18 protein-coding genes and 1 pseudogene are annotated in these 22,238 nt (G+C 57.6%); 8 read left to right on the top strand and 11 right to left on the bottom strand.

From position 1 onward, the window contains the following. Positions 1-48: 48 nt before the first annotated feature. Entirely contained in the window at positions 49-1,809 is a 1,761-nt protein-coding gene (locus P1L40_RS21330) for a globin-coupled sensor protein (RefSeq protein WP_284011677.1), read from the bottom strand. Between the two features lie 213 nt (positions 1,810-2,022). Here P1L40_RS21330 and P1L40_RS21325 point away from each other — a divergent pair, with 213 nt between their 5' ends. The 6 genes from P1L40_RS21325 (at position 2,023) to P1L40_RS21300 (ending at position 11,733) form a co-directional block, all read left to right on the top strand. Further along, positions 2,023-4,251, top strand: coding sequence for a methyl-accepting chemotaxis protein (locus tag P1L40_RS21325; RefSeq protein ID WP_284011676.1), 2,229 nt, complete (start codon positions 2,023-2,025; stop codon positions 4,249-4,251). 4 nt (positions 4,252-4,255) lie between these two features. Further along, on the top strand, positions 4,256-4,681 hold the full coding sequence (locus P1L40_RS21320; protein WP_284011660.1) for a chemotaxis protein CheW: 426 nt from the start codon (positions 4,256-4,258) through the stop codon (positions 4,679-4,681). Beyond that, positions 4,678-6,483: a PAS domain S-box protein gene (locus P1L40_RS21315; RefSeq protein WP_284011659.1), complete on the top strand. Its 1,806-nt coding sequence runs from the start codon at positions 4,678-4,680 to the stop codon at positions 6,481-6,483. Before P1L40_RS21320 ends, P1L40_RS21315 begins: the two co-directional genes overlap by 4 nt. Positions 6,484-6,571: 88 nt before the next feature. After that, the gene (locus P1L40_RS21310) at positions 6,572-8,089 is read left to right on the top strand and encodes an ATPase domain-containing protein (protein WP_284011658.1); all 1,518 of its coding nucleotides are present in this window, start codon (positions 6,572-6,574) and stop codon (positions 8,087-8,089) included. Beyond that, positions 8,086-10,308, top strand: coding sequence for a PAS domain S-box protein (locus P1L40_RS21305; RefSeq protein WP_284011675.1), 2,223 nt, complete (start codon positions 8,086-8,088; stop codon positions 10,306-10,308). The genes P1L40_RS21310 and P1L40_RS21305 overlap by 4 nt, the downstream gene beginning before the upstream one ends. Positions 10,309-10,311: 3 nt before the next feature. Continuing rightward, entirely contained in the window at positions 10,312-11,733 is a 1,422-nt protein-coding gene (locus P1L40_RS21300; RefSeq protein WP_284011656.1) for a PAS domain S-box protein, read from the top strand. A gap of 102 nt (positions 11,734-11,835) precedes the next feature. Here P1L40_RS21300 and P1L40_RS21295 read toward each other — a convergent pair whose 3' ends face one another. The 6 genes and pseudogenes from P1L40_RS21295 to P1L40_RS21275 all read right to left on the bottom strand — a co-directional run bounded on the left by P1L40_RS21295 (position 11,836) and on the right by P1L40_RS21275 (position 16,506). Continuing rightward, complete coding sequence (locus P1L40_RS21295) at positions 11,836-12,312, bottom strand: PIN domain-containing protein (protein ID WP_284011674.1); 477 nt, start codon at positions 12,310-12,312, stop codon at positions 11,836-11,838. Next, on the bottom strand, positions 12,309-12,677 hold the full coding sequence (locus tag P1L40_RS21290; RefSeq protein WP_284011654.1) for a UPF0175 family protein: 369 nt from the start codon (positions 12,675-12,677) through the stop codon (positions 12,309-12,311). The genes P1L40_RS21295 and P1L40_RS21290 overlap by 4 nt, the downstream gene beginning before the upstream one ends. Positions 12,678-13,117: 440 nt before the next feature. Continuing rightward, complete coding sequence (locus tag P1L40_RS21285) at positions 13,118-14,794, bottom strand: transposase (protein WP_284011673.1); 1,677 nt, start codon at positions 14,792-14,794, stop codon at positions 13,118-13,120. A 73-nt stretch (positions 14,795-14,867) separates the two neighbouring features. Next, the gene (locus P1L40_RS23750; RefSeq protein ID WP_080505559.1) at positions 14,868-15,110 is read right to left on the bottom strand and encodes a DUF6199 family natural product biosynthesis protein; all 243 of its coding nucleotides are present in this window, start codon (positions 15,108-15,110) and stop codon (positions 14,868-14,870) included. Next, positions 15,111-15,988: pseudogene (locus P1L40_RS21280) on the bottom strand (M48 family metallopeptidase). It lies immediately after the preceding gene. Positions 15,989-16,179: 191 nt separating this feature from the next. Next, on the bottom strand, positions 16,180-16,506 hold the full coding sequence (locus P1L40_RS21275) for a HalOD1 output domain-containing protein (protein WP_284011653.1): 327 nt from the start codon (positions 16,504-16,506) through the stop codon (positions 16,180-16,182). A gap of 256 nt (positions 16,507-16,762) precedes the next feature. Here P1L40_RS21275 and P1L40_RS21270 point away from each other — a divergent pair, with 256 nt between their 5' ends. Beyond that, positions 16,763-17,215: a zinc ribbon domain-containing protein gene (locus P1L40_RS21270; protein WP_284011652.1), complete on the top strand. Its 453-nt coding sequence runs from the start codon at positions 16,763-16,765 to the stop codon at positions 17,213-17,215. Positions 17,216-17,217: 2 nt separating this feature from the next. Further along, positions 17,218-17,826 (top strand): TetR/AcrR family transcriptional regulator, encoded by a 609-nt coding sequence (locus P1L40_RS21265; protein WP_284011672.1) that lies wholly within the window; start codon positions 17,218-17,220, stop codon positions 17,824-17,826. Between the two features lie 197 nt (positions 17,827-18,023). On the opposite strand, the gene P1L40_RS21260 is transcribed toward P1L40_RS21265, so the two are convergent. The 4 genes from P1L40_RS21260 to P1L40_RS21245 all read right to left on the bottom strand — a co-directional run bounded on the left by P1L40_RS21260 (position 18,024) and on the right by P1L40_RS21245 (position 22,162). After that, entirely contained in the window at positions 18,024-18,839 is an 816-nt protein-coding gene (locus P1L40_RS21260) for an ABC transporter permease (protein ID WP_284011651.1), read from the bottom strand. After that, positions 18,836-19,663, bottom strand: coding sequence for an ABC transporter permease (locus tag P1L40_RS21255; protein ID WP_284011671.1), 828 nt, complete (start codon positions 19,661-19,663; stop codon positions 18,836-18,838). The genes P1L40_RS21260 and P1L40_RS21255 overlap by 4 nt, the downstream gene beginning before the upstream one ends. Further along, the gene (locus P1L40_RS21250) at positions 19,660-20,574 is read right to left on the bottom strand and encodes an ABC transporter ATP-binding protein (RefSeq protein ID WP_284011670.1); all 915 of its coding nucleotides are present in this window, start codon (positions 20,572-20,574) and stop codon (positions 19,660-19,662) included. The genes P1L40_RS21255 and P1L40_RS21250 overlap by 4 nt, the downstream gene beginning before the upstream one ends. A 73-nt stretch (positions 20,575-20,647) precedes the next feature. Continuing rightward, a complete protein-coding gene (locus tag P1L40_RS21245; RefSeq protein WP_284011649.1) occupies positions 20,648-22,162 on the bottom strand; it encodes a COG1361 family protein in 1,515 nt (504 codons plus the stop codon). Positions 22,163-22,238: the final 76 nt, after the last annotated feature.

The following is a 22,238-nucleotide window of genomic DNA, read 5'->3' as shown; positions in this document are numbered from 1 at the left end:
CCGCGTTTGTCACTGTCGGTACGTTCCTGTTTCCGCCGGAAGCGCCCCTCACAGCAGGTCCATCGGATCACGGTTCCCGATGGCCACTTCTCGTAGTTGCTCCTCGGAGAGCGTTTCGATCACGAAGTCCGGTATGTCGTCGGGGACATCATCTGGAATCGAAACCTCATCGCGGCCAGTCGTGGTGACGGTGTCCCGCCCGCCGTCAGTCGCGGAGCGTTCGCCAGACAGACGCGTTACTGACTCCTCCACTTCGGAGACCATCGCCGCCTGTTCCTCGTTCGCCGCAGCCAAACTCTCGATTTCCTCTGCGACGCGGTCGGTCCGATCGACTACCTCGTCGACCATCGACGCGATTTCTTCGGCGGCAGCCGCCTGGTCGTCGGTCGCATCTGCGACTTCGCTGATTCCGTTCGCCGTTTCGGTGACAGCCTCGACAATTCCAGTCAAGCTATCCATGGCGTCCTGAACTCGCTCGATGCCTCGGTCGACCTGTTCGGTGGTGTCGGCGATATTTGCTGCCGTCTCCTCGGTATCGGTCTGGATGCCATCGACCATCGTCTCGATGTCGCTGGCGTGGGTCTGTGATTCCTGGGCAAGTGACTTGATCTCGTCTGCGACGACGCCGAATCCTTCGCCCGCTTCGCCGGCACGGGCGGCCTCGATGGACGCGTTGAGCGCGAGCATGTTCGTCTGCTCTGCGATCTCGTCGATCGCATCGACGAACTCGTCTATCTGCTGGACACGGTCCTGTAAGGAGGTGACATCGTCCGCGACGTCGTTGACTGCCTCGCCGATACCGTCCATTACCCCGGCAGCAGTATCGGCGGCTTCCTTGCCGTCTTCCGCGAGGGCTTCCGCTCGGTCGCTCGCACTCTCGACCTGGTCGGCCGTTGAGGCGACCTCTTCGATTGTCGCCGAGAGGTTCGCTACCTCGGACGAAATCTCGTCCACCCGTTCGGACTGTTGGGTCGCTGCGTCGCTGATTGCCGTGGAACTCTCGGCGACATCCTCGGCGCTCGTCTGGAGGTCACTCACCGGTTGTTTCACGTCTTCCTCGACCTCGGCCATCAGTTGTTTGTTGCGCTCGATCTCCTCTTCGAGTTGCTGGCTGTAGGAGTGGATGTAGGTGTCGGTGACGACCTGCATGTCGAGATTGATGATTCGGAGAAGCGCAAGAATATCCTGCACGGCGTCGTCAACCTCTTCTTCGACCGCTGTTTCGATCGCGCGACGCGAGAGGCCGGATCCGGGGTTCAGTGCATCCTCTTCCTCGGTAGAGTCGGCCTCGATCCCTCTGTCTGCGACAGTATCTGTCAGACGATCCGTGAGTGATGCGACGAGGCGGTCGCCCACCAGCGGAAGGATGAGGTCGTAGTAGACTCCGTACTGGCCGAGGTAGTGTTTCATCGGCATGTCCAGTATATCGTGGAGTTTGCCGATACGGGCCCGGTCACGGAAGTAGTCCGTGCCGTACTCTCCCTCTACGAGCGTCGTGAGATATGCCGATTGCGTTCGCTTGAGTTGTTCGACGTTCTTGGGCGACCGCCCGATGACCTCGACTGTCTCCTCGTGGTCGGTCAGATTGTCGTAGAAGTCCTCGGCCACCTGGTCGGCGTTGTCCGCGAAGTCATCTCGATACGTCCGAAGACGACGGACATCGTCGTCGGTGAAACCGATGAAATCCTTCCGCCACCGGATTTCGGACCTATCCAGGCCGATTTCCTCGACTAAGGAGTCCGCGTCCAGCTGGTCGTTGAGACCGCCCCGTCCAAAATCGTCCCGGCTATACTCTGGTGAACCGGACATGGGGTGAGTGTAGACTGAATGTGGTGATAAGTCCCTCATCTAGATAACCGGATACTCTCAGGAGCGCGGCCCGGAAGGCGTTCTCGGATGCGAGCCCCGAGAACGCCTCGAATGGAGAAGTTGGCGAACCAGACTGTCGTCGGTTCTCAGCCGTGATACTCATCCTGGTATCTAGAGACATTAATTATAGCGATAGTCCAGAGACGATGACACATGCTAGAGAAGGTGACAATGGATCGGTTCGACCTGCGGCCGAAGCTCATCCTGGCGTTCGTGCTCGTGGCGGTACTCGTGGCCGTGACAGGGTTCGTCGGATATACGAGTGTCACGACTGTGGACAACCAGCTCGAATCCGTCGTCCACGACGACGTCGCCGAGGCAGACGCAGCGATGGAGATGAAGTACGACCTCGAATCGGAGCGGCTGGCACTGCACGAAGTGTTAACGGGCGAGATGGAGGCAGCCGAAGAATTCCGTGCCTCCCAGGCCGACTTCGAAGAATGGTACACGACGCTGGCAGAACGTGACGACCTCACCAAGGAGCAACAGCAGTTGCTTTCGGAGATGAAAGCCGAACACGAAGAGGCGAAAACCAAAGGTGAGGAAATCATCGCCGCGATGGAGGCTGGAGACGAGGAGCGGGCAAACCAGCAGATGGACGAGCTAGACAGCGTCTACACTGAACTCGACGAAGACACCACCAGCTTCGAGGAAGACGCCGACGCGAAAATGGAAGCGTCAGTCGCGTCGGCGGCGACGACGACGAACAATAGCCACCTGATGATTATCGGACTGACTATCGGGGCGTTCGTCGCGGCCGTCGTCATCGGTCTTTTCGTCGCCAGCCGCATCACCCCCCCGATCAAACAACTCTCCGAGGCCTCGCAGGCTATGAGTGATGGCGACCTCAGCGCCGAGGTCGACAACCACGTCGAGGACGACGAAATCGGCCGGATGGTCGAAGCGTTTACCGAGATGCAGACGAACCTCCGAGGAGTATTCTCGCAGATCGGGACCGCCAGCAGTGGCTTACGGCAGGGGGACCTGGGCTGGGAGTTCGAGGCCGACTATCCGGGCCAATACGGGGAGACTATCGATAATCTCGAAGCGGGTGCCGACGAACTTGCCGGGAGTTTCGAGGCGATCCAGGGCGTGAGTGACGACCTCCAGCAGGGCGTCATTGATCAGAATATCGATGCCGACCGACCCGGGCAGTACGGCGACGTGCTGGAAGACCTCGCGACCGGGACCACCCAGTTGTCCGAAAGCTTCACACAGATATCGGCCGTGAGCCAGGGTCTCAAAGACGGACGGCTCGATCAGACCATCGACACCGACTATCCCGGGACGTTCGGAACAGCATTACGTGATCTGGAGGAGGGAATCGGCCAGCTGAACGCTAGCGTCGAACGCGTCCAGGCGATCGCAGACGACGTCGCGAACTCGAGCGAGGAAGTGGCGAGCAGTTCGGAGGAGATCGAACAAGCTAGCGAGCAGGTCGCGGAGTCCGTCGAAGAGATCTCACGTGGTGCGGACACGCAGAGCGAGAACCTTCAGGAGGTGGCAAGCGAAATGAACGACATGTCGGCGACCGTCGAGGAGATAGCCTCCTCGGCCGAAGAGGTGGCTTCGACTGCCAGCACGGCCGTCGAGCGTGGCGAGACGGGACGGGAGTACGCATCGGAGGCGACCGAGGAGATCCAGTCCATCGAAACCCGGGCCGACGAGGCAGCCACGCAGGTCGAAACGCTCGACGAGAAGATGGACCAGATCGGCGAAGTGGTCGAGATGATCACCGAGATCGCCGAGCAGACGAACATGCTCGCGTTGAACGCCTCCATTGAGGCTGCCCGTGCCGGCGAGGCGGGCGAAGGATTCGGGGTCGTGGCAAACGAGATCAAATCCCTGGCAGAGGAGGCTGCCGAGGCGACTGCCGACATCGAACAGCGCATCGAAGAAGTCCAGGCGACGACGGAGGATACCGTCGAGGGAATGCAGCAGATGAGCGATCAGGTGCAACGCGGGTCTGATACGATCGAGGACGCCATCGAGATGTTCGACGAGATCGCCAACGCCGTCCAGGAGGCCGAAAGCGGTATCCGAGAAATCAGCGACGCCACCGACGACCAGGCGGCCTCCTCGGAGGAAGTGGTTTCGATGGTCGACGAGGTCTCCAGCGTCAGTCAGCAAACTGCAGCCGAAGCGAGCAACGTCTCTGCCGCAACCGAGGAACAGACCGCTTCCCTGTCCGAAGCCTCGGAGAACATCCAGCAACTGTCCGGTCTCGCTGAAGACCTGCACGACCAGGTGTCGGATTTCGACACCGGGTCAGGTGCTGGGACAGCAGTCGAGGCGACAACTGGATCGCCGGCCGCGGCCGACGGCGGGCACCACACGTCTGATACTGAGGATCAAACGCCAGGTCACAAGGCGGAGAAGTGAGCCCATGACGTCACACCAAATCCTCGAGTTCACACTCGGGGAGGAACGGTACTGTATCGACATCGAGTACGTCACCGAGGTCGTCAGTCGCTCGAAAAAAGATGTGACTTCGATCCCGGACTCGCCTCCGCACGTCGAAGGAGCGATCGATCTCCGAGGTGAGACGACGAGAGTCATCGATCCGAGTGCCAGACTCTTGCAAGACGGATACGAAGACAACGGGATCAGCCAGGACAGGATGATCGTCTTCGATACCGAAATGACGACTGGCGGGCGTTCCGGCTGGGCGGTAACGGACGTGCGCCGGATCCTGACGATCGAATCCGACTCTGTCGAAGCAGTCGACGAGGCAATGGTCAACGGCCTCGTCACCCGGGAAGACGGACACATCGTCTGGATCGATCCGGAAACTATCTCGGCTGAAACATGAGTGAGGCACAAGTCCAGAGTGAGACCGTAGAACTGATAGAGGTTCTGCACGTCGAGGATGAGTCCGATTTTGCTGATCTCACCGCGACGTTCCTCGAACGAGAGGACGACCAGTTCACTGTCGAGACAGCGACCAGCGCCGAGGAAGGATTGGAAAGAATACGTGATCACCCGCCCGACTGTGTCGTCTCGGATTACAACATGCCCGGCATGAACGGACTCGAGTTCTTCCGGGCTGTCCGAGAGCGGTATCCCGACCTGCCGTTCATCCTGTTCACCGGCAAGGGCAGTGAGGCCATCGCCAGCGACGCCATCTCCGCCGGCGTCACCGACTATCTCCAGAAGGGCTCCGGCACCGAGCAGTACGAACTCCTGGCCAACCGGATCCGCAATGCTGTCCGGACGCGACGCGAGACACAGCGGGTCGACAGACAGCAACAACTGATGCGACTGACGGAGTTTGCCGGCGACACCGGTGGGTGGGAGCTGGACAGAGAGAGCGGGACTATCTTGCTGACGGCTGGCTCCCGGCGAATCATCGGTCGTCCTGATCAGACCGAAATATCTCTCGAGGAGGGGATAGCACTGTTCCACCCGGACGACCGCGAAGAGATCCAGCACACACTCACCAGGGCCTTCGAGACAGGCGAGGAACAGCACAACACGTGGCGACTTCAGCCAGGGGACGGCGACGAGCGTCTGATAGACATGACGATCACGCCGGTCGTAGAATCCGGTGGGAGGGTAACAAAACTCCGTGGTGCTGGTCACGATATCACCGACCGCAAGGAGCGTCGGCAGGAACTCGAAATGCACAAGACGATCATCGAGGCCTTGACCGACGCCGTGTACGTGCTCGACGAGGAGGGACGATTCACCTACGTCAGCGATGAACTCGTCGAGTTGGTCGGCTACGACCGGGAAACCATTCTCGGAAGCACGCCGTCACTCATCAAGGACGAGGATGCCGTCGAACGGGCGGAACACCACCTGGGACGGTTGCTGTCAAGTGACGGTCCGGAGACGGTACAATTCGAGGTGACGATCCAGCCATGTGACGGCGACCCGATCGTCTGTGAGGATCACATGGGTGTCCTTCCCTACGAAGGTGACGAGTTCGACGGGTCAGTCGGGACACTCCGAGATATCACAGAGCGCAAAGAGCGTACACGGGAACTCGAACGGCAAAACGCCCGTCTCGAGGATTTCGCAAGCATCGTCAGCCACGACCTCCGAAACCCGCTCATGACTGCCCAGGGCCGCCTCGAACTGGCACAGGCCGATTGTGACTCCCCTCACCTCGATGAAGTGGGTGACGCAGTCGATCGCTGTCAGGCGCTCATCGATGATCTATTGACGCTTGCCCAGAGTGGGAACGCAGTCGGAACGACGGAACCGGTCACCCTGTCGGAACTGGCCGAGGAGTGTTGGCAGACGACGCCGGGTGCGGACGCAACGCTCGCCGTCGAAACAGACCAGACGATATCGGCTGACTGGAGCCGACTTCAGCAGTTGTTCGAGAATCTCTTCAGGAACGCCGTCAACCACGGCGGCCGCGAGGTAACGGTGACCGTCGGGGAGCTAGCTGACGGGTTCTACGTCGCGGACGATGGAGCAGGAATCTCCGACGAAGACCACGACGATATTTTCGAGGCTGGCTACTCGACCGCTGACGATGGCACTGGATTCGGCCTCACAATCGTCAAGGAGATCGTGGAGGCACACGGCTGGGAGATCCACGTGACCGACAGCGAGGCGAGCAGTGCCCGCTTCGAGATCACTGGCGTCGAAACCGCACACTGAGCGAAGATATATTCTATCTATCAGGTGTCCCGTTATCTAGACCTCCGAATTATATCTCTCGGTTCCCGCTTACAAGACGTGATATACGGTGCCTGATAACTCCAGCGACACGACGAACGAGGAAATCAAGCTGGTAGCGTCGGGTATCCCCGAGCTGGACGAACTGCTCAACGGAGGGTATATCCGGGGCCGTACGTACCTCGTCCAGGGCGCATCGGGAACGGGGAAATCGCTTCTCGGTCAGCACTTCCTACGAGCGGGACTCGATGCCGACGAGACAGTCGTCTACATCCACGGCGAAGAGTCCAGACACGACATTCTCGTCAACGCAGCACGACTCGATGTCGACATTCGGGACGCCGAGTTTTTGGACATCGGGCCCGGGACGGACTTTTTCGCCGAGGACAAGTCCTACAACCTGGTCGAGGCAACTGAAGTCGAATCCGAGCAATTCACGCAGGATATCAAACACGTAATCGAGGATGTCGACCCGGCCCGGATTCTCATCGACCCGATAACACAACTCCAGTACGTGGAACGGGACGAATACCAGTACCGGAAGCGCTTGCAATCGCTCATCCGCTTTCTCCGGGACCGGCAGGTGACGACAGTCGCAACGCGAACACTCGACAGGGAACGGACTCGCGAAAGCACGCACGACGATTTCGAATCGCTCAGCGACGGCGTCATCAACCTGTATCTCGACGAGCACGAACGCCGGATCGCGGTCCCGAAACACCGTGGCCTCGGACAGGTAGACGGCACTCACGGACTCGAAATCCGCGAGCACGGGATCGAAGTCTACCCACAGACCATCCCGGAACACGACAACCGAACGTTCGATCCGGAACTCGTTTCTACCGGACACGCATCCCTCGACGGTCTCCTCGGTGGCGGAATCGAACGCGGGACCGTCTCGTTTATCAGCGGCCCGACCGGCATCGGCAAATCGACCACCGGTGCGCAGATACTCTCGGGCATCGTCGAAGACGGTGGGACAGCACTCGGATACCTTTTCGAGGAGTCTATCGACCAGTTCGTCCATCGTTCGGAAACCCTCGGACTCCCGATCTCGGAGATGCAGACGCAGGGATCACTGGCGCTGACAGAGACCGAACCGCTCGTGCGTTCGGCCGAGGAGTTCGATCAGCACGTCCTCGACCAGGTCGACGAGCACGCACCGGACGCGGTGTTCATCGACGGGCTCTCGGGCTACAAGATCTCACTCCAGGGCAGCGATCAGCGACTCGTTCGCCGGCTGCACGGTCTCACCCGGATACTCAAAAATCGCGGTATCGCGGTCATCGTCACGGACGAGGCGGACCGTCTCACCGGCATCCCGGAAGCCACGAGTACGAACACCAGCTACATCGCGGACAACATCGTGTTTCTCACGTATGTGGAGGTCGACGGCGAACTGGACCGAGCGATCGGCGTTGTAAAAAAACGGCTCGGTGATTTCGACAGCCGGTTCCAGCGGTTTGCTATCGAGTCCGGCGAGGGGCTGGTTATCGAAGGACCGTTCGAGACCGTTCGAGGGATCATGCAGGGTAGTTCAACGCATCGCGTTCCAGACGAGTACCAACAGACAACCGACCAATCATGACCGACCGGTCGAGTCGCGAAGTGAGTGAGCGACACACGGTACAACTCTTTATTCACGGGGACAACGACCGGGAAGCGCTCGAAGAATTTCTCGACGAGCGGTACGACGTCATCGTCGATGACACCCTCCAGCCCGTCGATTGTTATCTCGTTGGTGAACAGATGGTACCGACGTACCGCGAGACGTTACGCGAGCACAAAAAAGAGGCCCATCCGACCTTCACGCCCGTACTGTTGATCCAACAGGAAGGGTCAAGGGGAACGGTCCCGCTGCCGTCAGAGCAGAACGGCGACGGCCCACCGCTCATTGACGAAGTGGTGGCTGCACCCGTCGACCGGACGACCCTGTTTCGTCGTGTGGGGAATTTGTTGGCGAGGCGTGAGCAGTCGGTGGAGTTGTCCACGCGCTACGAGGACGTGCAGATTCGATTTCAGCGGCTGTTCGATTCGACGAACGACGCGATCTTCGTTGTTGCTCCATCTGGCGACGAGATCACCGAGTGTAATCCGGCAGCGTGTTACCTCGTGGGATATTCGCGCGACGAATTGCTCTCTGTATCCCCGACTGAGACGATCCACGCCGACGATCGAGAGCGGTTTCGGTCCTTTCTCCAGCAGGTACAGGAGGCGGGGCAGGGATCGACCGACGACCTCACATGTCAGACGAAGGATGGAGAAAAGCGACAGTTGGAGGTGTCGGCCGCGACGCTCGAGGATTCCGACCAGTCACCGGTAATCCTCTCTGCACGCGACGTGACAGACCGGAAAGCGTACGCACGAGAGCTCGAACTGAAGTCCCAGGCGATGGACAAAGCGCCCGTCGGGATCACCATTACTGATCCCGACCGAGAGGACAACCCGATGATCTACGTAAACGAGGGATTTGAAGCGCTGACGGGGTATTCTGAATCGGAATCGCTCGGGCGCAACTGTCGGTTTCTCCAGGGTGAGGCGACTCGAGAGGAACCCGTCGCCGAAATGCGGACGGCGGTTGAGAAGGACGAGCCGGTGTCCGTGGAACTCCGGAACTACCGAAAGGACGGCAGTCAGTTCTGGAACCGCGTCAGTATCGCGCCGGTGAGAGACGACGCCGGAACCGTCGAGAATTACGTCGGATTCCAGGAGGACGTCTCCGAGCGCAAAGAGCGCGAGATGGACCTACAGCTGTTCAAAAAAGCCGTCGAGAACGCAGGACATGCGGTCTTCATCACTGACAGGGAAGGAACTATCGAGTACGTGAATCCGAAATTCGAATCCCGATCCGGCTATACTCGTGAGGAAGCCGTCGGTCGAACCCCCCGCATCATCAAATCAGGCAAACAGGACGAGGAGTTCTACGATCGGATGTGGCAGACGATCCTTTCGGGCGAGCAGTGGAATGCAAGTCTCATCAATCAGCGCAAAAACGGGGAGCTGTATCACGTCGACCAGACGATCTCGCCCATAGCGAACGACGACGGAGAGATCACGCACTTCGTCACGATCGAGTCCGACGTGACGAATCGACGGTTGCGCAAACAGCAACTCGACGTGCTCAATCGCGTCTTGCGCCACAACCTCAAGAACGGGATGAACGTGATTCAGGGCCGGGCCGAACTACTCCGCGAATCGCTGAGCGATGACGAATCGCAGGCGCACGTGCGGGCGATCGAAAGACGATCGGATGCCATGGAGTCGCTGGGTGACAAAGCCGAAACTGTGCGCTCATTGTTCGAAAAGGAAGTATCAGCTGAGACTGCTACCAATGTGACGGAGTTAGTTAGCGATATCGTCACCACCGTTTCTGAAGAGTATTCGACCACTTCATTCGATCTTGATGGTTCTGACCCACTCTACGTTCGAGCAGATAGCCGGTTGAAGCTGGCAGTGAAGGAACTGCTGGATAATGCTGTCGTCCACAACGACCAACCCGAACCCGAGGTGACGGTTACCACCAGACCATCCAAAAAAAAGCAGTCTGCAGAGTGGATCGACATCGAAATTGTGGATAACGGACCGGGGATTCCAGATCAGGAGCTGGAGACGATCAATCAGGGCGAGGAAACGCCGCTCCAGCACGGCAGCGGACTCGGGCTCTGGATCGTCTACTGGACTGTCTCGCTGTACGGTGGCGAAGTCACCTTCGTGAACAACTCACCGCGTGGAGCAGCAGTCATATTGAGCCTTCCCCGGGTGTCCACCGACTCGTCCGTTCAGGCAACGCCTGTTGAACACAACTGACCAATGGAAGACACTGAGACATCGGAAACTCGGAACGAGAATCAGACGGATCGGTATCGGACGCTCGTCGAAGAGTCGAACGACATCGCCACGATCATCGACACTGACGGAACGATGACGTACGTGAGCCCCGCCGTCACACGAGTGCTCGGCTACAATCCCGAGGAGTTAGTCGGGAACACCGGATACGAATACGTACACCCCGACGACCGTGAAAAAAACGCCGACGCGGTTGAAGCTGTTCTGGAGACCCCGGACGAACCCCAGACCGTCGAAGTCCGATTCAAACACGCCGACGGGTCGTGGTGCTGGATCGAAGCCACGATGCGGAACCGGCTCGAAGACGATGTCATCGACGGTATCCTACTCAACAGCCGGGAGATTACTGAGCGGAAAGAACAGGAACGGGAACTCCGCGAACTGGCTGGAGAGTACGAGGCCCTCCTCAACAATGCAGAGGACGCGATTTTCTTCCTCGATGTCGACGCTTCAGACGACGACATTACGTTCGAGTTCGACCGTCTTAGCCCGGCATACGAGCGACAAACCGGAATCACGACCGAAGAGGTGCGGGGAGAAACGCCTCGTGATGTATTCGGTGAGCAAGAGGGAGCGGAACTCGAAGCGAACTATTACCGGTGTGTCAAAGCTCGTGAGCCGATCTCGTATCAGGAAGAGCTAGAAATCGATGAGGAGGCACGCATCTGGCAGACGAATCTCGCGCCGGTACTCACTGACGGCGACGTAACCCGTCTCGTGGGAATTACCCGGAACGTCACCGACCGCGTCGAACGGGAACGACAGCTTCGTCGGCAAAAGGAGCGTCTCGACGAGTTTGCGAGTGTCATCTCCCACGACCTGCGCAATCCGCTCAACGTCGCACAGGGCCGCGCAACGATCCTCGATGAACAAACGGAGAGCGAACACCTCGATCCACTCCTGCGGGCACTCGACCGGATGGAGGCGATCATCGCGGACACGTTGACGCTCGCTCGGCAAGGCGAGACCATAGACGAAACGGAGTCGGTCAGTCTGACCGATCTCGTCGGGAAGTGCTGGGGAACGGTAGACACAGACGCGGCGACTCTCGAGATAACCGATGAGATGACCTTCCAGGGCGATCGCGACCGATTACGGCACGTGTTCGAGAATCTGTTCCGAAACGCTATCGAACACGGCGGCACGGACGTGACCGTTCGTGTCGGACGTGTCGATGAGAACACTATCTACGTCGAAGACGATGGGTCCGGGATCCCCGCAGATCGGCGCGAGGAGATTTTCGAACCAGGCCATTCTTCGACGAGTGGGGGGACCGGATTCGGACTAACCATCGTAAAACGGATCGTAGAGGCTCACGGGTGGACGGTGTCTGTGACAGACGGGTCTGAGGGCGGGGCGCGGTTCGAGCTCGTGATGTCACAATAGGAGGGATGGCCAGTACTCGGACACGCCCTGTCGTCCATGCATCGAGACTACACCCGCTATGGAGGGGGCGGTATGCGTATCTCACCGATATGCCGAAATCGACTAGTGTGGCACGTAGTACCCCATTTCATCGATCCATGTCGACAGCCACTCGTCGGCAGTTGGCTCATCAATCTTTTCAGCCTCGATCGCAGCCAACAGCATCCCGACCGACCCGACAACGGTCACGCCCTGGTCTTTCGTAAACGATCGGGCATCCCCGTCGTCGGTCAGTAGCCGACCGTCCGCCAAGGCAAACGCCTGTGCTTCACCGGGATCGAGATGGTCACTGACAACCGCCTCTCTGTTTGCGACGGTATCCGAAATCGTCGCGACTGGAATCTCGTCGTCGAGTGTATCGAGTGCCGACTGAAGATATGGATGGTCATCAACGCCGTGTTCGAGCTCCTCACGGACGACTGGTACCGTACAGATTCCAGCGAGGGCAGCAACTACCCACAGCTGATCGATGTAGGCGAAATTCGAGAGGACGGTCGTGTTCAGGACGCTCGGGTTCGCTGGAATATCGTCACCTGTCATTTGGCACGTGACTCCTCATCAGACGAGTCTTCATCACCGAATTCGAGTTCGCTCGCCGCCTCTACTTCGTCGACTGCGTCTTCTTCGTCGACGAGTCCGAGGCGGAGTTCAACACCGTGCTCACGGAGGATGTCACGCATCGTCCAGCGGTCGACAGCAGCGAGTCTCGCAGCATCACCGAGTGTGATCCGCTCGCGTTCGTAGAGGGCGACCGCAGCTGCAATACGCTCGCTTTCGTGGTCCTCGAAGTATTCACGCACGAACTCTCGCAACGCATCGCTCTTGCCACTGAACACACCAGCCTCGACAGCGCCCTCGATGAGGAGATCGAGATCGTCTGGATACGAGCCGGTGATTCGAGCCATCGTTCTATCCCAAGCTACGTCTTCATACTATTTATGAACTACGCCAGAATGCCATATGCATTGAGACCACTAGTCTCAACTTCTGACGACGTCGTGGAAGTTCACAGTTTCGGAGGATAGGGGTCTGATGCGTGCCTAGCGGCAAGATAAGTGGGGTATTGTTCCAGTGGAGAATCGACAGATGTGAGCTTATTCACTCCAGTTCTCGTGAAAATAAGACGCGCATCACCGGGCCAAACTCCGAGGTTGTGGAAGTTGAGACTACAGCGGGTTTAGCAGGGCTGTGATGCGTGAATTTGGACGATTCGGTCAGCGAAAACTGCTCCTGATCACTCTCCAAGCAGCCATTATTGTCACACTCCCAACCGTATGGGCAGATTTTCGAGACGTCCAATAGTGTAGCCACTCAGACAGCGCGCTAACCCAGACAGAGTGTCTCTCTACCCGATTCCAGTCTCCTTCTTCAGCAGCGTCAGCGTGTTGTCGGCTGTTACGATCGGTGAATGTTCGTACTCACCAGTCAACTCAACCTGCACGAGCAGATCGACAGCCCGCCAGATCGAGTACAATAGGCAGGCGAATGCGAAGTAGAAGAACCGTAGCCCGAAATCCTTCGACGTCGTCGCCGCCATGAACCGCTTTATCGATCTATAGCCGCTTTCGATTTCCCACCTGTAGCCGTACTCCGTAAGGTGTCCGCTCCCGCAATTCGTCATAAACACCGAATACTGTCGATGATCGTCGTGCTCTGAGTCCTCTTTCCGACGGTAGATTAGCGTCGTCTCGTGCCACTCGTTCTTCCCAAGGTGGAGCTTCCGGTCAGTCTCATATCGATCTTGATCACGGTGGAGCAATCGCTTCGCCTGCGCTTTCTCGCTGGTCTGCATCCGTTTCGGAACGACGTAGGAAAGCCCGCGCTGGCTGAGCATCTCCAGAACGTGTTGGCTATCGAACTCCCGGTCCATCAGGATGTTATCGACATGAACGAGATCCTCAGCCGAACCCACCAGGTCCTCGACGATCTCCTTTCGTGACTCTCCTTTCCGTACCGGGCGCGCGTCCAGCACGATTGGGACGGCGTTCCCGACCAACTGGACTGTCGCCCACTGATAGGCGTACTCGTCGGTCTGCTCTTTCGTCCCGATGATCTCGTCTTCGTGGCCCGTTCGGTCGCCCGTGAACGGATCGGCTTCGGTGATGTCGATCGCGACGATTCCACCTCGAAAGAACTGCTCCGTCTCCGCGACCTCATTCAGGAGCCTATTCACGGCCTGTCGGTACATTTCACGAATCTCTGAAATTGAGAGGTCGCGAATATGCTCTCGGTGGGCATGTCCCATCGGGGTTCGGTCACAGGACGACTCATAGACGAAACTGCGAGCCCCTTCGTTCGCAGCCAACCGCTCTCGGAGTCCGAGATACGTCTGGAGGTCCCAGTACGCGTTCTCGTGGATCTCACAGCCCCTTCCTCGGTCCAGCGAGAACGCTGCGAAAACGATGCGGCTGACGTGGTCGGTGATCTTCTCTGCCTGCTCCAACGTAGTTTGATCGTCCGGGTCTGACTCACCAGACTCGTTCCCGTGGTATCGGAGCTTTCGTGTTGGCTCACGCGGAACCGCGACACCCGCATTCTGGGCTTTGATGAGGATTGTTCTAGCCGCTGTCTCGACTGTCTCCCTGAGGTCAGCGGAGAACCGCTCGTGCCAGCTTCGCCACAGTGTTGACTGATCCGGAATCGTTTCGAGACCCAGTTGCTCACAGAGTTCAGGACGGTTCTCTAGGTAGTCGACGAGAACTGTTTCGTGCTCCCAGCTGTGGAGTTCTTTCAGTACGAACATCCGAAAGAGAGTGTCCATCTCGTATTGTGTGGGCCCGGCGTAGCGATCCTCAGCGTCAAAGATAACATAGGCCAATGGAAGCGAGCAGACGAACTGCTCGACGGAGGTATGATCATCGTGTCTGAACCACGTTGTAGAGACGATACGAACGTCCGATTCCAGACCGGCAAGCGACGTCCGATCGTACAACGGTGTCGAATCGTACGCCGGCCAATCAGTATACAAACGTCTTGCGATCCGTCGGAAGACTACCCGACGAGACTCCGGGGTTGCCGTCATTTTCACTACCTCAGTATCTCTTATCGATGAGTTTCTCTGGAGCTATAGAGATAGAGATGTGTTGGCGGACCAGTCAGGCATACGTTTGATACGCGATAAAGAGCGCAATAGCGAGACATACGACACCGAGTCCACGAATGAGCCACGTCCACTGGTCGGAGAGCGAGTCGTGCTTGTCTGTGCCGTAGTCACCACGACGTCGACGGTTCGGGCCAACGAATACGGACAGTCGGAGTGCTGTTTGTGGGGCGACAATCAACACAATGCCGAGCAGGACGCCGAGAACGACTGCGAGGAGTTCGCGGACCCCGGGCATCTACGAGCGGAGCCGCTGGATACGCTTCTCCATGGGCGGGTGCGTGGAGACGATTTGTTGGAGGAAGCCACGGTCAGAGCTGGAGATACAGAGTGCGCTCACCTGCTGATCAACGTTCGCGTTGCGGGAGCGCTGCCTCCCCCGCCCGCGGCCGCGCCGATTAGCCGACCCACGGCCGCGCTGGGCACGTCCAGCCGACTGTTGGGCCTGCTGGTTGCCCTGATGAATTTTCTCAAGCGCGCGAGCGAGTGGTTCGCCCTGCCCGATGACATCCCTGGCGTCGGCGTCGGCGACGTATTCACGGTACCGGGAAATCGCGAGCACGAAGATCATCACGACGAACTGGACGATGTTCCCGACGACGACAGCGAGGAAGAAATCTGCGAGGTCGTTCTCGCCAGTGAACAACACGATGTACTGCGCAACGATAGCGACGATGGATGCGATGCCTTGAGTTGCATCGTGATGACGTCGCGATTGTCGATGTGGGCAAGTTCGTGGGCGATAACGCCTTCGAGCTCGCTTCGGTCAAGCAGTTGAATGAGTTCCTGAGAGATGACCACGGTTCCGTTTCCGCGGCGACCGACCGCGAACGCATTCGGAACGCCCATACTGGCGATTTTCAACGACGGTTTCTTCATCTTCTTCTCTCGACAGACGCGCTCAACGAACTGATGAATCTCTGCGTATTGGGTCTCAGGCAGGTCTTCGGCCCCGACACTCCGTAACGCGGCCCACTTGCCGACTTTATACTGGATTCCGATCAAGAGGATGCTGCCGACGATGGCAATCGGGAGGATGCCCTCGCCGAACGCGACCATCGCTGCGGCGACGGCCACGAGGTAGAACCCCGCGAGAAGTGCACCGACGACGGCCATCCGTATTTTGAGTCCAAAATGTCGCATGTGAATTATGTTGTAGAGATTGTATCGGGAGTATACTCAGTTTCGGGGCTGGCTGGTTCATCAACCCGATTCAGTCTCCGGTTGACGATTGTTCGATCGAGTCCGGCCGTCAATCCTGTATCGGGTCTGCTGTTCGCGATGAGTCTATGCATGTGTGTGTGTGATTAGTCAATCGCGTTACGTTCACGGTCAGCGAGGCTGACCGAGAGTTGCCCGTCGCTGTGGACCGAGACGACACACTCGGAGAGAACGAACTTGACCACCCCAGTCGATGGCGTCGACGCTCCGTCAGCTCCGCCGAACAGCTGACTGAGCGCGAACGCATGCGCCCGATCATAGCGGGAGGCGACTGCCGAACGGGCATCGCCGGTAACAGTCGAAACGGCGTCAGTGACGGCTTCGTAGAGGGGTGTATCATTGCCCCAGCGAGCCAGGTAGCGGCCGTGCCACGATGCTGTCAATTCGTCAGCGGGCCGAGATTCATCGGTCATTGTGTATTCGGGCGCTTCGGGTCGCGCCACAACCCTAACTGAACGTTCGGTAAGTATCAATCTTTCCCCTCATCTCACGTTAGAGTAGATCGCCTCGAACCAGGCAATATCCTCAGCCATAATTTGGCTATCTACCGAGTATTCGGCTTAGAACTAGTTCATACGGATATGTAGTGTGTATCTTATCATGCCTCTGGCAATGGCCTTTTCCAGTTAGACGAAGGGTTTAACACCTACTGAACGTTTAGTCAGTAGTATGGGACAAGTCTCACTCAGAAACAATCCACTACTCGCTGCGCTTCTGGGGACAATGGTTACCGGACTTGGCCACTTCTACCTCCGGCGCTGGCTGAGAGCGCTTGGATGGTTAGGACTCATCGTTGCTGCTTCAGTTCTGTTCGTCCCCGAGTCAACGATAACCGCGCTTAGTTCGGGTACGCTAACCGATCCATTCTCGACTCTCCCGATAGTCCTGATCAGTGCCGCTAGTGCCCTTGACGCGTATCTCATCGCGAAGGTTAGAAGACAAACCGATAGATTCCAGGCAGACAATACTGTCGGGTCAACAGAGGCTGATGAATCTCTAACCTGTCCTGCCTGCGGAAAGCCGGTCGATCCCGATCTCGGATTCTGCCACTGGTGTACAGCCGAATTCAACGTTGTCGACGTCTCCAAACTGGAACGGATCGACGAGAACCAATCAGACTGACTATGACTTCTGATTCACCCAAACAGCACTGGAGCACCGCCGAAAAAGAGATTATGGAAGCCACTTATCGAGCACTACTCAAGTTCGGTTACGCCGACCTGTCGATTTCCCGAATCGCCGACGAACTCGATAAATCGAAGGCTGCTATCTACTACCACTACGACACGAAAGACGACCTTCTGGTCGCGTTTCTCGAGTTCGCCGTCGATAGATTCGAAGAGACGATCGAGACAGAGACAGGCGACGAACCGCCAGAGGATCTCAAGCACGTCATTGAGAAGCTCCTCCCGCTTCAGCCCGACGAGGAGCAACGACAGCTCCAAGCGGTTCTAGTCGGCCTCCGTTCCCAAGCCGTGACGAACGAGGTATTTCGCGAGCAATTCACGCAGATCGATGAACGACTGGCAGCCACCGTCCGGAGCATCGTCGAACGCGGCATCAACGACGGCACTTTCCGTGATGTCGACCCGTCGCGGGTTGCGGAGCATATCCTAGCTACGGTCAACGGCGCGATGTACGGGCGCGCGACGACAGACCGCAAAAGCGCCGCCGCGGCAGCACGCGTCTCACTGGCCTCGTATATTGACTCGGAACTGAGGCGTACTGCGTGAGCACGCGCGATGTCAACGTCACCGACAGTGAGCTGCTGAAGCCGCTGGTGATACTCTCGCTTCCGATCGTCCTCTCCCAGATGCTCTAGTCCCCGTCAATCAAACCTCGGAGGGTCTCGCACCGGGCAAACAGATAGATTAAACCCTAATATTCCCACTACGGTCAGAATTCCTGCACCTGAATCCAAAGGAAGATGTCAGAGGTCGTCTTTGCGGAACGAAAGGAACCCGCCAATCACCGGAAGTACGGCCCACCCTGCAAGAGCGAGTAATGCCACCGCTGGTGTCACGAAGTCCGCAGACGAGTCTACAACGGCAGCGGGAATGGCCCCGGCATCAAGTACCTCTCCAAGCACGTAATTGAACGATGTATTCGGACCTATAAAACTCACAAGCGTGACCCACGTTTCGGGTTCTCCCGATGTCGAACGGAAGCGAAAGAGGACTGTTTCTGTAAGATTGACAAGTGCGGTCCAAAAGAGCGTTAATCCGATGTACGCTCCGAACGCCGCAGCGATCACCCGACGCGACGTTGATAATGCCATCGAGAGTGCGGCTGCGATCCAGAGGAACGTTGTTCCATATACGGTTGACATTGCTGTGAAGCCAACAAAACGAGACGCGGAGAATGACGGGAAGAAATACAGAAGAATAACACTGGCGAGGAGGGCAGCGACTGCAATGACAGCGGCGAGCAGCGTCGTTCTGCCAACAAGTTTGCCGACGATAAGACTCGCTCGTGAGTGTGGCATGGATAGCGACAGCACAGCAGTCCCCGATTCTCGTTCGCCGATAATGGCCTCGTAGCCGAGGATGATCCCTGCGAGTGGAACTAGCAGGCCAACACCAGGTGCAAGAAGGTCGAGATATCCCTCAAACTCGGGATCACCGAGTTGGACGAGCAAGGCTGCGAGCCCTCCAAACCCAAGGAAGAATCCAGCGAAGAGTGCCCATGCCCCCCGCTCATGAATTGCTTTGCGTAGATCGTTTCGCGCGATCGCCTGCCAGCTCATAAGTCCGTCCTCCGGAACTGGAGGTACCCTCCAATCGACGGCAGGATAATCCAGCCTACTAGCAGCCAGGCGGCCGGTCCACCCTGCAGATACCACGGCCCGGCGGAGCCGAGAGCCGCCCCGCTGGTGAGTTTGTTCGGACTCACGTATGTGTCCAAGACGCGTTTGTACAGCATGCTAGGCTCCGCGCCGTGGACAAAGACGGCCCAATTGGGAAGTTCGTCACTTGCCAGGTTCAGGTACTCCAGCCCTTGCAGAAAGAACCCAGTGAGCTGCGGCCATCCGACGACGAATAGGAAGAATAACCCGAATGTGAAAACCGTCGCTCGGCGAAGCGACGCGGTCAGTGTCGAGAGCGCCATCCCAACCGCAAGAAACGCGAATCCAAACAGGAGGGTCGCGCCCAGATAGCTTACGAGCCTGTCGAGCGCGACGCTCCCGAACGGATACTCGATGAGTGCGGCGCCACCGAGAACACCGACCGTGATCGTCACGAACAGGACAAGTCCACGTCCGATCATCTTGCCGAACACAATATCCGCTCGGGAATGTGGGAAAGACAACGTGAGTGTCAAGCGACCCGCGGCTCGCTCTCCGACTACCGCACGGTAGCCAAGCAACAGCCCGAACAAGGGAACGAGAAACAACGCGATCCCGCGAATGAACCCATCGTAGTCAGTCATCGTCGGGTCGGACGCCGTCGTTGGAACGATATACCCGCCAAACACGAAGATCAAGACAACGAACGCGATGCCGGCCTTCCCCGTTCGGCTCCCTATCAGGCCGCGGATATCCTTCCGGGCCACAGTCAGCCATCTCGTCATTCACTTCTCCGTGTATATTCGACGAACAGGTCCTCAAGCGATGCCTCTTCGGTTGTCAAGTCGAGCACCTCGACGCCTTGTTCGTCCAACGCAAGCAGTACGTCCATCTTTGCGCCCTTCGCACACGTGACCGCGAGCCGGCCCTCGTCGGTGAGCCCCGCTTTGTCGACCTCGTCGAGTGCTTCGACCGCATCGATATGTGTGTCTTCGAGATTGTTGGTCGCAATGAGAAGTCTCGTCTCACCGCCAGCCATATCTCGCAGCCCGCCGATCGTGTCGACGGCTGCAAGCTGGCCCTGGTGCATAATACCGACACGATCGGCAACCGCTTCGATCTGTTCGAGGATGTGACTCGAGAAGAAGACAGTCGCCCCTCGCTCGTTCTCTTCGAGGATGATTTCACGCATCGACCGTGCACCCGCCGGGTCAAGTCCCGACGTCGGCTCGTCAAGAATGAGGAGGTCGGGCTCACCAACGAGTGCCATTGCAAACACCATGCGCTGTGTCATCCCCTTTGAGTAACCCTCAGCAGCACGGTCGGCTGCCTCCGTAATACCGACTCGGTCGAGCAGGTTGAGTGGTTCGCCGTCGACGCCCTTGGATTCCATTGCGAACTGGACGTGCTGGCGGCCCGTGAGACCGGAGTACACACCATACCCGTCCGGAAGGATCCCCATGTGCTTGCGCGCTTCGACGCTGTCCGTCTGACAGTCGGCGCCGAACACCTCTAGGTCACCCGCAGTCGGACGGATGTGGTCCAGAAGCATGTTGATCAGTGTCGACTTTCCGGCACCGTTGTGGCCGAGAAACCCGAACACCTCGCCCTGTTCGATCTGTAAGTCGACACGGTCGACGGCCGTGAAGGAACCGAACCGCTTCGTAACGTCGTGTATCTGTATTGCTGGTGGCATTATCTGAGTATCCTTGATGAGGCAGTTATCAGACTACTCAACGGACCAGCTGGCAAGCTATCGTTGATGCTCATTAGTTTCGCCACCGATACACTCCGATCCCAGCCCCGACTACCACGATCACGAGGAGACCGATTGCTAGCAGCGGGGAGCCACCTTCTTGGTTGCTGTCTGACTGAGATTCGATGGTGCCGATATCAACGGGGAGCGTGCTGGACACCCGCTGGCCGTTGATGGTGTACTCTACTTGAATCGGGATCTGGTCAAGATTCGACGAGGCGTTCACCGTCGCTTCGAACGTTTCGAACTCATTTGAGTCGATGTTGTCAATGAAATATTCTTTTGTCGGCCAAACGGGCGTTACGGCATCCGTGTTAGCAGCACTGATCAGAACCGAATTCACCTGTGCGGTGCCGACGTTCGCTGCCTCACCCTCGATGGTCAACGTTCCCCCGCTCCGGGTGATTCCAACATCGGTTAGTGCAATCGCAGAGGTTGGCGCTGGAGAATATTTTGAGTACCGGAGACTCTGTTGGATGGTCTGTCGATCTGTCCCGGCGGTGAACGTTGCCACAATCGTGATGTTGCCGGCTGGAATATCGTTATCATCCAGAGCGACATTTCGGGATCCATCTCCCGGAACGTTTGAGATAGGGACTCTGGCAACAGTGCTTCCATCATTCACTGCACGGATCTGTACGTCCTCGAGTTCTACGTTGCCGAACTGATGGAGTTCTGTAAGGATGACCGATGAATCATTACGAATCTGATTGGAAACATCCAGTGTCACATCACTCGTCGCCGCATCAACGTTGACGGTGTCAACTTGAGACACCGTCCGTGTCTTTCCGGACGGAGTATCATATGTAAGTGTCGCGTTGAGTGATTGCTGTCCGGACCGGAAGAACTTCACCCGATACGTGTGGCTGGTTTGGTCTCCGGACGCGATTGAAGCACTAATCCGTCGGGAATTTTTGATATCCGCATCACCGTCCAGACGCAATTGGACGTTACGGAGTGGTTCTGTGTTCCCATTGGCGACAGTTACGTTCACCTGCCGTGTCGCTCCGACGACCGGATTAGAAACCGTGACACCTCCCGTGTCACCAGTCTTGGGTTCAGTGACAGCAATCCCCAAACTCGGGCGTTGTGGCTCGCGCACGTCCACGACGTATTGAGACTGGACGTTAATTACCGTTCCAGAGGTACTCCCATACAGTTTGAGACTGATAGTTTTCTGTCCGGGGTCATTGATTGTCACTGGGACGGATACAGTCATCTGTGACCCAGGCGTCAATTGACCGAGTCCATTTACTATGTGTTCTCGATTGCCATCAACCTCAACGACGAGATCATTAAGATTCGCTGTCCGTTGGCTATTGGGATAGTTCGAGATCGTGACCCGGAGTGAGAACGGCTCTCCCGCGGTTGACGTCTGAGTGCTTGTAGTGACATTTGAGATCGCGATTGCAGTCCCACTCGACTGGGCAGATGCGACGGGGGTAGTGAGTGCGAATACGCTGATCACCAGCATCAAGAGTATCATGAGCGAAGCCACCAGTTCTAAGCGGGAGCGGCCGGTAGTCATACTATTGCCTCGATTCATTATTTCCAAGAAGTAATGGTAGAAACATAGCTGTGTGGTAAATATCGTGTATTGTAGC

This window comes from Haloarcula pelagica, assembly GCF_030127105.1.
Taxonomy (GTDB): domain Archaea; phylum Halobacteriota; class Halobacteria; order Halobacteriales; family Haloarculaceae; genus Haloarcula; species Haloarcula pelagica.
The sequence above is the reverse complement of the archived record's forward strand: the minus strand, read 5'-3'. Positions and strand labels throughout refer to the sequence as shown.